General features: G+C 73.1%; 11 protein-coding genes. 7 read left to right on the top strand and 4 right to left on the bottom strand.

Annotated features, from left to right (window positions below; translation table 11 throughout):
• Positions 1-309: 309 nt before the first annotated feature.
• The 4 genes from K7396_RS11520 (at position 310) to K7396_RS11535 (ending at position 2,961) form a co-directional block, all read left to right on the top strand.
• Positions 310-948 carry an AIM24 family protein gene (locus K7396_RS11520; RefSeq protein ID WP_086716908.1) on the top strand — a complete coding sequence of 213 codons (639 nt, stop codon included), beginning with the start codon at positions 310-312 and terminating at the stop codon, positions 946-948.
• Positions 948-1,598 (top strand): AIM24 family protein, encoded by a 651-nt coding sequence (locus K7396_RS11525; protein WP_086716909.1) that lies wholly within the window; start codon positions 948-950, stop codon positions 1,596-1,598. Before K7396_RS11520 ends, K7396_RS11525 begins: the two co-directional genes overlap by 1 nt.
• Positions 1,595-2,368, top strand: a complete 774-nt coding sequence (locus K7396_RS11530) for an AIM24 family protein (protein WP_086716910.1) — start codon at positions 1,595-1,597, stop codon at positions 2,366-2,368. The genes K7396_RS11525 and K7396_RS11530 overlap by 4 nt, the downstream gene beginning before the upstream one ends.
• A 116-nt stretch (positions 2,369-2,484) precedes the next feature.
• The gene (locus K7396_RS11535; RefSeq protein WP_086716911.1) at positions 2,485-2,961 is read left to right on the top strand and encodes a MarR family winged helix-turn-helix transcriptional regulator; all 477 of its coding nucleotides are present in this window, start codon (positions 2,485-2,487) and stop codon (positions 2,959-2,961) included.
• Between the two features lie 56 nt (positions 2,962-3,017).
• Here K7396_RS11535 and K7396_RS11540 read toward each other — a convergent pair whose 3' ends face one another.
• Both K7396_RS11540 and K7396_RS11545 read right to left on the bottom strand, forming a co-directional pair.
• Positions 3,018-4,421, bottom strand: a complete 1,404-nt coding sequence (locus K7396_RS11540; protein WP_086716916.1) for a sensor histidine kinase — start codon at positions 4,419-4,421, stop codon at positions 3,018-3,020.
• Between the two features lie 4 nt (positions 4,422-4,425).
• Positions 4,426-5,139, bottom strand: coding sequence for a response regulator transcription factor (locus K7396_RS11545; RefSeq protein ID WP_086716912.1), 714 nt, complete (start codon positions 5,137-5,139; stop codon positions 4,426-4,428).
• 110 nt (positions 5,140-5,249) lie between these two features.
• On the opposite strand from K7396_RS11545, the gene K7396_RS11550 reads away from it, so the two are divergent.
• Entirely contained in the window at positions 5,250-5,960 is a 711-nt protein-coding gene (locus K7396_RS11550) for a PepSY domain-containing protein (RefSeq protein WP_086716913.1), read from the top strand.
• A gap of 692 nt (positions 5,961-6,652) precedes the next feature.
• On the opposite strand, the gene meaB is transcribed toward K7396_RS11550, so the two are convergent.
• Positions 6,653-7,612: a methylmalonyl Co-A mutase-associated GTPase MeaB gene (meaB, locus tag K7396_RS11555; protein ID WP_086719749.1), complete on the bottom strand. Its 960-nt coding sequence runs from the start codon at positions 7,610-7,612 to the stop codon at positions 6,653-6,655.
• Positions 7,613-7,685: 73 nt separating this feature from the next.
• Entirely contained in the window at positions 7,686-8,861 is a 1,176-nt protein-coding gene (locus K7396_RS11560) for an acetyl-CoA C-acetyltransferase (protein WP_086719751.1), read from the bottom strand.
• A gap of 173 nt (positions 8,862-9,034) precedes the next feature.
• Between K7396_RS11560 and mce the strand changes: the two genes are divergently transcribed.
• Positions 9,035-9,475 (top strand): methylmalonyl-CoA epimerase, encoded by a 441-nt coding sequence (mce, locus tag K7396_RS11565; protein WP_086719748.1) that lies wholly within the window; start codon positions 9,035-9,037, stop codon positions 9,473-9,475.
• A 208-nt stretch (positions 9,476-9,683) separates the two neighbouring features.
• Positions 9,684-13,934 (top strand): polarized growth protein Scy, encoded by a 4,251-nt coding sequence (gene scy, locus K7396_RS11570; RefSeq protein ID WP_086719747.1) that lies wholly within the window; start codon positions 9,684-9,686, stop codon positions 13,932-13,934.
• Positions 13,935-14,043: the final 109 nt, after the last annotated feature.

A 14,043-nucleotide genomic window follows, 5' to 3' on the forward strand; every position in this document is an offset into this window, starting at 1 on the left:
CGTTCGGGCGACAGATGGGCTATCGGCGCGCAGCGCCGTCTTCTGGGGGTGGAGGTCGGGCGACAGATGGGCAGTCGGCGCGCAGCGCCGTCTTCTGGGGGTGGAGGTCGGGCGACGGGCGGGCACACCGCTTGTGCAAGAGTTCACAAACTTCCGCCCCATTGTTACAGCCCCCTCGGCGATCACCGCGCCCGGGGCAGGCGCGGGCCGGCCCCGGGCCGCCGCCCGGGAGACGCCGGGGCGATATCAGGGCGATATCAGGGCCAAAGGGCCTGCCCCGCACGCCCGCGGCCGACTACCGTCTGACCCGTGGCTCAGTTTCGGCTCCAGGGGAGCAAGGTGCTCGCCGTCGACATGACGGGCGACGCCGTCAAGGCGAAAAACGGTGCGATGGTCGCGTACGACGGCCAGATGTCGTTCAAGAAGATGTCCGGTGGCGGCGAGGGCCTGCGCGGCATGGTCACCCGGCGGCTCACGGGCGAGCAGATGGCCGTGATGGAGGTGAAGGGCCACGGCACCTGCTACTTCGCGGACCGCGCCAGCGAGATCAACCTGGTGCGGCTGCAGGGCGAGAAGCTGTACGTCGAGGCGGGCAACCTGCTGTGCACGGACGCCGCGCTGCGGACGGGCACGACCTTCACCGGCCTGCGCGGCGCCTCCCAGGGCAACGGCCTGTTCACCACCACCGTCGAGGGCAGCGGCCAGGCGGCGATCGTCTCCGACGGCCCCGCCGTGGTGCTGCGGGTCACCAAGCAGTACCCCCTCCAGGTGGACCCGGGCGCCTATGTCGCCCACACCGGCGACCTCAGGCAGCACCTCCAGTCCGGGGTGAACTTCCGCACCGTCCTCGGGGAGGGCTCCGGCGAGTCCTTCCAGATCCGCTTCGAGGGCGAGGGCCTGGTCTACGTCCAGCCCAGCGAGCGCAACACCGTGGGAGGTGAGGTCTGATGCCGTTCACGGTGCTCAACTCCCGCATGGTGGAGGCCAGGATCGGGCCGGGCCAGCGGCTGTACAGCCAGCGCGGCGCGATGCTCGCCTACCGCGGCGAGGTCGCCTTCACCCCGAACATCCAGGGCGGCCAGGGCGGCGTCGGCTCCATGATCGGCCGCCGGATCGCCGGCGAGGCCACCCCCCTGATGACCGTGGAGGGCACGGGAACCGTCATGTTCGGCCACGGCGGCCACCACGTCCACGTCGTCGACCTCACCGGCGAGACCCTCTACGTCGAGGCCGACCGGCTGCTGGCCTTCGACGGCTCGCTCCAGCAGGGCACGATGTTCATGGGCTCGCAGGGCGGGGTGATGGGCATGGTGCGCGGCCAGGTCACCGGCCAGGGCCTGTTCACCACCACCCTGGGGGGTGTCGGCTCGGCCGCCGTGATGGCGCACGGCGGCGTCGTCGAGCTGCCGATCACGCCCCAGCGCCCGGTCCACGTCGACCCGCAGGCGTACGTCGCCCACCGCGGCGACATCCGCAACAAACTGTCCACGGCGCTCGGCTGGCGGGACATGGTCGGCCGCGGCTCGGGCGAGGCCTTCCAGCTGGAGCTGTCGGGCCAGGGCACCGTCTACGTACAGGCGTCGGAGGAAAAGCTGTGACCGGTCCCGTCGTCCACGACGCCTCGTCGCTCCCCGTCGACGACAACGTCAACCCCTACGCCTTCAGCGTGGATCTGAACGGCCAGTGGTTCCTGCAGAAGGGGAAGATGATCGCCTACTACGGGCAGATCGACTTCCACGGCATCGGACACGGCCGCCTGGACCGCCTGATCGCCGGCAGTTTCCATTCGCCACTGCACGCCGCGGACTGGGTCGTCGCCGAGGGCCGCGGAAAGATGCTGCTCGCGGACCGCGCCTTCGATGTGAACTCCTTCGACCTGGAGGACGGCAACCTGACGATTCGCTCGGGCAACTTGCTCGCCTTTCAGCCATCTCTCGCGCTGAAGCAGTCGATCATCCCGGGCTTCCTGACCCTGATCGGGACGGGGAAGTTCGTGGCCGCCTCCAACGGCCCGGTGGTCTTCATGGAGCCGCCGATCCGGGTGGACCCGCAGGCGCTCGTCGGCTGGGCCGACTGCCCCTCCCCGTGCCACCACTACGACCACCAGTACCTGCGGGGATTCCTGGGCGGACTGCGGGCGCACACCGGGATCGGCGGCGCGTCCGGCGAGGAGCACCAGTTCGAGTTCGTCGGCGCCGGCACCGTCCTGCTGCAGTCCACGGAGGTGCTGATGCCGGAGCTGGAGACCGGTGCGGTACCGACCGAGGCGGGCGTTCCGGGCGGGGGCGGACACGTTCCGCAAAGTGGCTCACAACTGCCCCAGCTCCCCGGCAACCTCGGGAGCCTCCAACGCCGCTTCGGGCTGTGAGCGGTAGTCTGCGGACGGTGACCTCGAACGTCTGACCCACGTCCGGCCCCGGCCGCCGGAGCCACCACCCCCACCCAATTAATTCATTATTCAACTTTTACGGGTAGAATCATTCCATGACGACCGACAGTGACACCCCCTGGCTGACCGACCAGGAGCAGTGTGCCTGGCGCACCCACCTGGACGTCAGCAGGCTGCTGATGCACCAACTCGAACGCGATCTGCAGCCGTTCGGCCTGACGAACAACGACTACGAGATCCTGGTCAACCTCTCCGAGGCCGAGGACCGCCGCCTGCGGATGAGCGACCTGGCAGCCAGCACCCTGCAGTCCAAGAGCCGTCTCTCCCACCAGATCACCCGGATGGAGAACGCCGGACTGGTGCGCCGCGAGAGCTGCGAGTCGGACCGCCGTGGCCTCTACGCCGTGCTCACCGACGAGGGCTGGGACACCATGCGCCGGGTCGCCCCGCACCATGTCGCCTCGGTCCGCAAGCACTTCATCGACCTGTTCGCCGCCGAGGACCTCCAGGCGCTCCGCACCTCCCTCGCCCCCGTCGCCGCACACCTCCGCAAGGAGCGCGGCGGCCTCTGACCGGCCGGCCTCGGCCCCCGCCAGGGCCGGGGCCGGTGGGTCAGGGCCTCGCCGGATCAGCCGGCCAGCGGCAGCCGCAGCTCGAAGGCCGACCCCGTGCGCACGCCCAGCGAGCCGCCGTGCCGCACCGCCACGTCCCGCGCGATGGCCAGCCCCAGCCCGGCCCCGCCGTCGTCCCGCGCCCGCGCGTCGTCGAGCCGGACGAACCGCTCGAAGATCCGCTCCCGCTCGCCCTCCGGCACCCCGGGCCCGTCGTCCTCGACCCGCAGCACGGCCCACTCCCCCTCGCGCACCACTGACACCCGCACGGACGCGGCGGCATGCCGCTGCGCGTTGTCGAGAAGGTTGCCCAGCACCCGCGCCAACTGCGTGCGCGACCCGGCCACTTCCCCGCCCGTCAGCTCCCCGACCCGCACCGGGACCCGGTCACCGACCCGCTGCGAGGTCTCCTCGCGCACCATCGCCGCCAGCTCGACCCGGGCGTCCGCCGGCCGCTCCCCCGCGTCCAGGCGCGCCAGCAGCAGCAGGTCCGCCGCCAGCCGCTGCAGCCGCACGGTGTCCTCCACCGCACCGGGCACGTCCAGCAACTCCGGATGCGCCACCCCCACTTCGAGCTGGGTCCGCAGACTCGCGATCGGGCTGCGCAGCTCGTGCGAGGCGTCCGCGACGAACCGCCGCTGCCGCTCCACGGACGACTCCAGCGCCGCCAGCGTCTCGTTGGTCGTCCGCGCCAGCCGGCCCACCTCGTCCTGCGACGACGGCACCGGCACCCGGCGGCTCAGATCCGCACTCGCCGTGATCGCGGCCATCTCCCCGCGGATGCCCTCCACCGGCCGCAGCGCCCGCCGCGTCACCAGCCAGGTCACCCCCGCCACCACCACGCACAGCAGCGGCAGCCCGATCAGCATGGCCGTCCGTACCGACCCCACGGCCTCCTGCTCCGGCGCCAGCGCCGACCCCGCCCGCACCGTCGCCTTCCCGCCGCGGGTGTCCTTGGCCTCGACCACCGCGAACCGGTAGTCGGCCACCTTCCCGTCGACCTGCGCCGTCCCGTCCCGCAGGACGACGTCGTCGTCGACCTCACCGGGCCCGAGCCCGCTCCGGTCGTCGTCATCGTCGTCGTCCTCCGACGGCCCCGCGCCCGCCGTTCCCGGCTTCTGCTGCGCGCGCACCGGCTTCCCGTCGACGGCCCGCACGTCCTCGCCGACCGCCAGCACCCGCCCGCCGTCACCGGCGACCACCACCGGATGGTCCTCGCCGTCCGGCAGATCCAGCTTGCCGTACGCCGTGCCCGTCGCGATCTGCGCGGCCACCTCCCGCGCCGCGACCTCCGCCTGCAGCCCCGCCTGGTCCTGCAGATTGGCGCGCAGCACCAGCAGCACCGCGGTCCCCGCCGCGATCAGCGCCAGCGCCACCACCGCGGTCGCGCCGGCCGCCGCCCTGGCCCGTACGGAACCCAGCACCCTACTCACCCGCCACCAGCCGGTACCCGGCGCCGCGCACCGTCACGATGTGCCCGGCACCGAGCTTGCGCCGCAGCGCGCTCACATACACCTCGATGATGTTGACGTCGCCCTCGTAGGCGAAGTCCCAGACGTGCTCCAGGATCTCCGCCTTCGAGACCACCTCGCCCGCGCGCAGCGCCAGCTGCTCCAGCACCGCGAACTCCTTCGCCGGCAGCGCCACTTCCGTGCCGTCCCGCTCCACCCGCCGCGCGCCCTGGTCGATGCTCAGCGCCCCCACCCGCAGCAGCGGCGGCGCGCTCCGGCCGTGCCGGCGCAGCAGCGCCTTCACCCGCGCCACCAGCACCACGTACGAGAACGGCTTGGTCAGGTAGTCGTCGGCCCCGGTGTCCAGCCCCTCGGCCTCGTCGTACTCGCCGTCCTTGGCCGTCAGCATCAGCACCGGCACCTCGTGCCCTGCCGCCCGCAGCGCCCCGCACACGCGGTAGCCGTTCATCCCCGGCAGCATGATGTCGAGCACGATCAGGTCATAGCCGTCCTCCGTGGCCCGGCGCAGCCCCTCCCGCCCGTCGTGCACCACGTCCACCGCGTAGCCCTCGGCCATCAGGCCCTTGGCCAGCGACAGGGCCAGCCGCTTCTCGTCCTCGACGATCAGCAGACGAAACGGGCGGCGCGCGCCTCCGGGCGGACCGTGGCGGGTGACAGGCGGGTGCATGCGCTCACCATGCCATCCCGTTCCTGAAGCCCCCTTCAGGCACCTTCAGGTCCCCTTCAGCTTCGTTCGGCGAGTGTGTGGACACAGCCGATCGCAAGGGGAGAACACACATGAAGCGCCATCTGATCATCGCCACCGCCGCCGCGGCCGCCCTCGTCGCCGGCGGCACGGTCACCGCCGTCGCCGTCAGCAACGACACCGGCTCCGCCAGCGCCGCCTCCGGCGGCAGTCTCCCGGCACAGACGTCCCCCCACCACGCGGGTGCGCAGGCCACCGGCACCGCCCAGGTGCAGGACGGCCGCTCCAGCATCCGTCTGCCGGACGACGACACCAGCGGCCAGGACCTCCGCGAGGCCAAGGCCGCCAAGGTGACCGCCCCGGACGCCGCGGCCGCCGCCCTCAAGGCCGTCCCCGGCACCGTGACCGGCCTCGACCTCGACGCGGACCGCCCCGGCCTGGTCTGGGACGCGGACGTGCTGGGCAAGGACGGCAAGTGGCACGAGATCACCCTCGACGCCGGCAACGCGCGGGTGCTGAACCAGCACGTCGACCAGGACGAGGACGACGACGCCCAGGAGCGCGCCGCCGCCCGCAGCGCCCGCACCGACGCCGCGGCCGCCGCCCGCAGCGCCGCCTCGCACGGCACGGTGACCTCCGTCGACCTGGACGACGACGACCACGGCAAGGCCGTCTGGGAGGTCGAGACGACCACCCACAACGGCAAGGAGCACAAGCTCCTGGTCGACCCGCAGTCCGGCAAGCTGACCGCCGCTCCGGCGGATGACTCGGACGACGACGACAACGACGGCGCGGACGACTGATCCCCGACGCCATTCACCCGGCCCCGTCCACAGCGTTGTGGGCGGGGGCCGGGGTTGTCTGTGGCCGGGGCCGTTTCGCCCATTGCCTGTGGGTGGGGGGGCCGGAGGGGACGCCCGGTACCCCGTCCTCGGCGCGGGCGCATCTGGTACGCGCAGAAGGCACCCCGGCGTTCGCTCCGGTCCTGCGGGCGGGGCACCGGACATCCCCTCCGACCACCGAGCGCTGGCGGCTGTCCCGCCGTACCGATCACCGTTACGGCTCCGAGCTGGCCCCTTGGCAGGGATCTGGCCGTGCCCATGCCTGCTTCGGGGCTGCCCGGCAGTCGTCATCGGGCGCCGGACGCGTTCCGGGCGAGGGCTTGGCCAAAGCCGAGCGCGTGGTCGGTGAGGGACGGTGCCACCGGGCCGCAGTCGGCAACGTCGGACGGTCGGAGGGGATGTACCGGGACCCGCCCGCAGGACCGGAGCGAACGCCGGGGCAACCAATTCCACGTACCAGATGCGCCCGCGCCGAGGACGGGTGCCGGTGCGTCCCCTCCGGCCCCCGCGGCACTCACGAACTCCGCACGACGCCAGCCCACACCCACGCAAGCGACCAAACGGAGGCCGGCACAACGGCGCCCCAAAGGGGCGCGGGGAACTGCGCGCCCAGCCACAACCGGCCCGCAGACAAACAACGGCCCCCGGGGCCGTCAGCCCCCGTTCGTCAACCCGTCGACCAACTCATCCGCCGCCCGATACGGATCCGTCTCGCCGGAGACGATCCGCTCCGCCAGCGCGTCCAGCCGCTGGTCCCCCCGCAGGTCACCGATCCGCTCCCGCAGCGCCGTGACCGCGATCGTCTCGACCTCGTGCGCCGCGCGCGAGCGGCGCCGCTCGGCCAGGACGCCGCGTTCCTCCATCCAGGCGCGGTGCTTCTCCAGGGCCTCGACGACCTCGTCGACCCCCTCGCCCCGCGCCGCGACCGTCTTGACGATCGGCGGCCGCCAGTCGCCGGGCGTGCGGGATTCGCCCAGCCCCAGCATGTGGTTGAGCTCGCGCGCGGTGGCGTCGGCGCCGTCGCGGTCGGCCTTGTTGACGACGTAGACGTCGCCGATCTCCAGGATTCCGGCCTTGGCCGCCTGGATGCCGTCGCCCATGCCGGGCGCGAGCAGCACCACGCTGGTGTCGGCCTGCGAGGCGATCTCGACCTCGGACTGGCCGACGCCGACGGTCTCGACGAGGACCACGTCGCAGCCCGCCGCGTCGAGGACCCGGATCGCCTGGGGCGCGGCCCAGGCCAGGCCGCCCAGATGGCCGCGGGTGGCCATCGAGCGGATGTAGACGCCGGGATCGGAGGCGTGCTCGCTCATCCGTACACGGTCGCCGAGGAGCGCGCCGCCGGAGAACGGCGAGGACGGGTCGACGGCGAGGACGCCGACCCGTTTGCCCGTCTTGCGGTAGGCCGTCACCAGCGCGGAGGTGGTGGTGGACTTCCCGACGCCGGGCGACCCGGTCAGCCCGACCACATAGGCGTTGCCGGTGAGCGGCGCCAGGGCCGCCATCACCTCGCGCAGCTCCGGTGACGCCCCCTCCACGAGGGAGATCAGCCGGGCCACGGCCCTCGGCCGGCCCTGCCGTGCCTGCTCCACCAGCTGTGGGACGTCCACCATCGCCGCTCGGCTCCTTCGGTTCGCTCGTGCGCGAATCGGCCCGCCCGTACGCGTGCGCGTACGGGCACTTCGGTTACTTACCCGGTACCCGGATGATCAGCGCGTCGCCCTGACCGCCGCCGCCGCAGAGCGCGGCGGCACCCACGCCGCCGCCCCGCCGGCGCAGCTCCAGCGCGAGGTGCAGCACGATGCGGGCTCCGGACATCCCGATCGGGTGACCCAGCGCGATGGCGCCGCCGTTGACATTCACCTTTTCCGGGGACACCCCGAGGTCCTTCATCGACTGCACGGCGACGGCCGCGAACGCCTCGTTGATCTCGATCAGGTCAAGATCGTCGACGGTCAGTCCGTCCTTGCCCAGCGCGTGGTTGATCGCGTTGGACGGCTGGGACTGGAGGGAGTTGTCGGGGCCGGCGACGTTGCCGTGGGCGCCGATCTCCGCGATCCATTCGAGGCCGAGGGCCTCGGCCCTGGCCTTGCTCATCACGACGACGGCGGCGGCGCCGTCGGAGATCTGCGAGGAGGTGCCGGCGGTGATCGTGCCGTCCTTGGCGAAGGCCGGGCGGAGCTTGCCGAGCGACTCCGCGGTGGTTTCGCCGCGGATGCCCTCGTCCTTGCTGAAGACGACCGGCTCGCCCTTGCGCTGCGGGATCTCGACGGGGGTGATCTCGGCCTCGAAGAGCCCGTTCTTCTGGGCGGCGGCGGCCCGCTGGTGGGAGCGCGCCGCGATCTCGTCCTGCTCCGGACGGGCGATGCCCAAACGGGTGTTGTGCTTCTCGGTCGACTCGCCCATCGCGATGCCCTCGTAGGCGTCGGTGAGGCCGTCGTGGGCCATCGCGTCGAGCATCTCGACGGCGCCGTACTTGAAGCCCTCGCGGGACTTCGGGAGCAGGTGCGGGGCGTTGGTCATGGACTCCTGGCCGCCGGCCACGACGACGTCGAACTCACCCGCGCGGATGAGCTGGTCGGCGAGCGCGATGGCGTCGAGGCCGGAGAGGCAGACCTTGTTGACGGTCAGCGCGGGGACGTTCATGGGGATGCCGGCCTTGACGGCGGCCTGGCGTGCCGGGATCTGCCCCGCGCCGGCCTGGAGCACCTGGCCCATGATCACGTACTGCACCTGGTCGCCGCCGATGCCCGCCCGGTCCAGTGCCGCCTTGATGGCGACGGCGCCCAGGTCGGCGCCGGAGAAGGTCCGCAGGGATCCCAGGAGCCGCCCCATGGGGGTGCGCGCTCCCGCCACGATCACTGAGGTGGTGCCGTTCGTGCCGTTCGTTGCAGACATGCGGTGCGGCCTTCCTTTGCAGGGAAGTTAACGAGGGTTCCCGTCAATGTACTGAGCGGTACGCGCCGGGTCACCGGCAAGCGGGTGTGATCGCGCGCACGTTGCGTAACCAGCCGTGAGAGGGGTGCACTGGAGCCATGCTGACGCGAATCGACCACATCGGGATCGCCTGTTTCGACCTCGACAAGACTGTCGAGTTCTACCGTGCCACGTACGGCTTCGAGGTGTTCCACACCGAGGTCAACGAGGAGCAGGGAGTCCGGGAAGCCATGATCAAAATCAATGGGACGTCGGACGGCGGCGCCTCGTATCTGCAGCTCCTGGAACCCACCCGCGAGGACTCCGCGGTGGGCAAGTGGCTTGCCAAGAACGGCGAGGGCGTCCATCACATCGCCTTCGGCACCGCGGACGTGGACGGCGACTCCGCGGACATCCGCGGCAAGGGCGTCCGGGTCCTGTACGACGAGCCCAGGACGGGTTCGATGGGGTCGCGGATCACCTTCCTGCACCCCAAGGATTGTCACGGAGTGCTCACCGAACTCGTCACCGCGGCGCCCGCCACCTCCGAAGACCACTGACCTTCACCTTCCCCGGCCGGTAGAGTGCAGCTTCGGCCGGGGTAAGGGAGTGGGGCTCGGTCCATACTCTGCCGATGATCTGACACCATTTCTTCGGAAGGGTCAGCTCCGATGGGCGCGAGTCCGGTACGACGTGACGTGTACGGGACGAGCACCGCAGGACCGGAGACGGCCGCCACCATGACCAGGGGACGGATGGGACCGCGCAGTGCGGGGCAACGACCGCTACGAGGCTGACGACCACCTCTCGCAGTTCGAGGCCGAGATGGAGCGGCTGAAGAGCGAGCGGGACAAGGCCGTCCAGCACGCCGACGACCTCGGCTACCAGGTCGAGGTGCTGCGCGCCAAGCTGCATGAGGCGCGCCGCAACCTCGCGACCCGTCCTGCCTACGACAACGTCAGTCATCAGGCCGAGCAGATGCTGCGCAATGCGCAGATCCAGGCGGACCAACTGCGTACGGACGCCGAGCGCGAGCTGCGCGAGGCACGGGCGCAGACCCAGCGGCTGCTGCAGGAGCAGGCCGAGCGGCAGTCCCGGCTGGAGGCCGAGCTGCACGCCGAGGCCGTCACCCGGCGCCAGCGGCTCGACGAGGAGCTCAACGAGCGCCGGCAGACCGTCGAGTCGCACGTCAACGAGAACGTCGCCTGGGCCGAACAGCTGCGGGCCCGGACGGAGGCGCAGGCCCGCCGGCTGATGGAGGAGTCCCGCCGGGAGGCCGAACAGGCCCTGTCGGCCGCGCGGGACGAGGCCCATCGGCTGGCCGAGCGCGCCCGCGAGCGGCTCGGCACCGCGGCCGAGGAGGCCCGCGCCGAAGCGGAAAGCATCCTGCGCCGCGCCCGCACGGACGCCGAGCGGCTGCTGAACGCCGCCTCCAACCAGGCCCAGGAGGCCACCGATCAGGCCGAGCAGCTGCGCACCAGCGTCGGCACCGAGTCGGAGGAGGCCCGCCGCCAGGCCGCGGAGCTGACCCGTACCGCCGAGGCCCGCGTCCAGGAGGCCGACAAGGCGCTGCGCGACGCCCGCGCCGAGGCCGAGAAGCTGGTCGAGGAGGCGCAGCAGAGCGCCACCAAGCGGCTGACTGCGGCCGAGTCGGACAACGAGCAGCGCACCCGTACGGCCAAGGCGGAGATCGCCCGGCTGGTCGGCGAGGCCACCAAGGACGCCGAGGCGCTCAAGGCCGAGGCCGAGCAACTGCGCGAGGACGCCCGCGCGGAGGCGGACCGGCTGATCGCCGAGGCGGAGGAGACCGCCCGCTCCAAGGCGTCGGAGGACGCCGCGGCCCAGCTGGCGAAGGCCGCCCGCACCGCCGAGGAGGTGCTGAACAAGGCCTCGGAGGACGCCAAGGCCACCACCAAGGCGGCCGCGGAGGAGGCCGAACGGCTGCGCAGCGAGGCCGAGTCCGAGGCGGACCGGCTGCGCGAGGAGGCCCACGACACCGCGGCCCAGCTCAAGGGCGCGGCGAAGGACGACACCAAGGAGTACCGCGCCAAGACCGCCGAACTCCAGGAGGAGGCGCGGCGGCTGCGCGGCGAGGCCGAGCAGCTGCGCGCGGACGCGGTCGCCGAGGGCGAGCGGATCCGCAGCGAGGCCCGCCGGGAGGCGGTCCAGCAGATCGAGGAGGCGGCCGGGTCCGCCGAGGAGCTGCTGGGCAAGGCCAAGGCCGATGCCGAGGAGACCCGTTCGAGCGCCGTCGCGGAGAGCGAGCGGGTGCGGACGGAGGCCATCGAGCGGGCCACCGCGCTGCGCCGGCAGGCCGAGGAGGCGCTGGAGCGGGCCCGGTCCGAGGGCGAGGAGCTGCTCACCGAGGGCGCCCAGGCCGCGGAGATGGTGACCACCGAGGCCGAGGAGTCCGCCGCGCGGCTGCGCGCGGAGGCCGAAGCGGCCGCGGAGGAGCTGCGGGCCGACGCGCAGGCCGAGCTGGACCGGCTGCACGGCGAGGCGGAGGAGAAGGTCACCGCCGCCGAGCGGACGCTGCGCGACGCCCGCGCGGAGGCGGAGCGGCTGCGCCGGGAGACCCAGGAGGACGCGGCCCGGCTCAAGGCGGAGTCGGCGGAGCGGCGCCGGACGCTGCAGCAGCAGGCCGAGGAGGAGGCCGAGCGGCTGCGCGACGAGGCCGCGTCCGACGCCTCGTCGGCCCGTGCCGAGGCCGAGGCGGTGGCGACGCGGCTGCGCGACGAGGCGTCGGCCGAGGCGGAGCGGCTGAAGGCGGAGGCGCAGGAGACCGCGGACCGGGTGCGCGCCGAGGCCGCGACGGCCGCGGAGCGCACCGGCGCGGAAGCGGCGCAGGCGCTGGCGGCGGCCCAGGAGGAGGCCGCGCGGCGGCGCCGGGAGGCCGAGCAGCAGCTGGGCGAGGCCCGCGAGGAGGCCCACCAGGAGCGCACCGCGGCGCGCGAGCAGAGCGAGGAGCTGCTGGCGTCGGCCCGTACCCGGGTGGGCGAGGCGCAGGAGGAGGCCGAGCGGCTCGTCGAGGAAGCGGACCGGCGCGCGGGCGAGCTGGTGGCGGCGGCGGAGCAGACCGCGCAGCAGGTGCGGGACGCGGTCGCGGGGCTGCACGAGCAGGCCGGCGAGGAGATCGCGGGGCTGCGTTCGGCGGCCGAGCACGCCGCGGAGCGCACCAGGGCCGAGGCCCAGGACGAGGCGGACCGGGTCCGCAAGGACGCCTACGAGGAGCGGGAGCGCGCCTCGCAGGACGCGGCGCGGGCGCGGCAGGAGGCCCAGGAGGCCCAGGAGGCCGCGAAGGTCCTGGCGGAGCGGGCGGTCGCCGAGGCCATCGAGGAGGCCGAGGCGCTCCGTACGGAGGCGGCCGGGGTGCTCGACGAGGCGCGCCGGGACGCCGACACGGCGCGTACGCAGGCCGCCGAGCAGGCCGACCGGCTGGTGGCGGAGGCGACCGCGCAGGCCGAGAAGCTGGTCGCGGACGCCACGGCCAAGGCGCAGCAGCTGCGCACCGACGCCTCGGACGCGCTGGCCGCGGGCGAGCAGGACGCGGCGCGGGCCCGTGCGGAGGCGCGCAACGACGCGAACCGGATGCGTACGGACGCCGCCGAGCAGGCCGACCGCCTGGTCACCGAGGCGCGCGCGGAGGCCGAACGGATCGTCACCGAGGCGACCGAGCTGACGTCGTCGGCGCAGGACGACGCGGACCGTACGGTCCAGGAGGCCCAGCAGGCCGCCGAGCGGCTGCGGGCCGAGGGCGAGCAGCAGGCGCAGGCCCTGGTGGCGGAGGCGACCGAGGCGGCGGAGCGGCTGCGGACCGAGGCGGCCGAGGCGCTGGAGACGGCCCGGCTGGACGCCGAGCGGACCGGCGACCAGGCGCGCGAGGCGGCCAACAAGACGCGTTCGGACGCGGCCGAGCAGGCCGACCAGCTGATGTCGGAGGCCGCGACCGAGGCGGACCGGCTGCGCGCGGAGGCGGCGGAGACGACCGCGGACGCCGAGCGGGACGCGGACCGTACCCGGGCCGACGCCCGGGAGCAGGCGGACCGCATGATCGCGACGGCGACCGCGGAGGCGGACCGGCTGCGGGCGGAGGCGGCCGAGACGGTCACCGCCGCGCAGGAGCACGCCACCCGCACCCGCGGCGAGTCCGCGAAGGTCAAGGAGGACGCCGAGGCGGCGGCCGAGCGGACCCGCGCCCAGGCGCAGCAGGAGGCGGACCAGCTCCTCGACGAGGCGCGGAAGGACGCCGCCAAGCGCCGCGGGGACGCGGCCGAGCAGGCGGACCAGCTCGTCGCCAAGGCCCAGGAGGAGGCGCTGAAGGCCGCCACCGCCGCCGAGGAGCAGGCCGACACGATGGTGGGCGCGGCCCGCAAGGAGGCCGACCGGCTCCTGGCGGAGGCGTCCGCCGACGGCAACGCCCGGGTGGAGAAGGCCCGTGCCGACGCGAACACCCTGCTGGAGGAGGCCCGCGGCGACGCCACCGGCATCCGCGAGCGCGCCGAGGAGCTGCGCCAGCGGATCGAGTCCGAGGTCGAGGAGCTGCACGAGCGGGCCCGCCGGGAGTCCGCGGAGACGATGAAGAACGCCGGCGAGCGGGTCGACAAGCTCATCGCGCAGGCCACGGCCCAGCAGGTGGAGGCCGAGGAGAAGGCCGACCGGATGGTGGCGGACGCGAACAGCGAGGCGAGCAAGGTCCGGATCTCGGCGGTGAAGAAGGCCGAGGGCCTGATCAAGGAGGCGGAGAACAAGAAGGCCGCGGCGGTGCGCGACGCGGAGCGGATGCGCACCGAGGCCGAGGCGGAGGCCGCCCGGATCGTGGACGAGGGCAAGCGGGAGCTGGAGGTCCTGGTGCGCCGGCGGGAGGACATCAACACCGAAATCTCCCGTGTGCAGGACGTGCTGGAGGCCCTGGAGTCGTTCGAGGGACCCGGTGGAAACGGGGAGGGCAAGGGCGGTGGGGTGAAGGCGGCCGCGGGCGCGGGGGCAACTCGTTCGAGTGGCAAGCAGTCTGAAGGGTAGCCACTCAAATGAGGGGTCATTCTCCAGATCAAACCGGCAATGACTCGATGACACGCCGTTGTGGCCCCTAGGATTCTCCTTATCACCTCACCGGTCTCTTCGACAGGAA

It is taken from the genome of Streptomyces angustmyceticus (assembly GCF_019933235.1).
In the GTDB taxonomy this organism is placed as follows: Bacteria; Actinomycetota; Actinomycetes; order Streptomycetales; family Streptomycetaceae; genus Streptomyces; species Streptomyces angustmyceticus.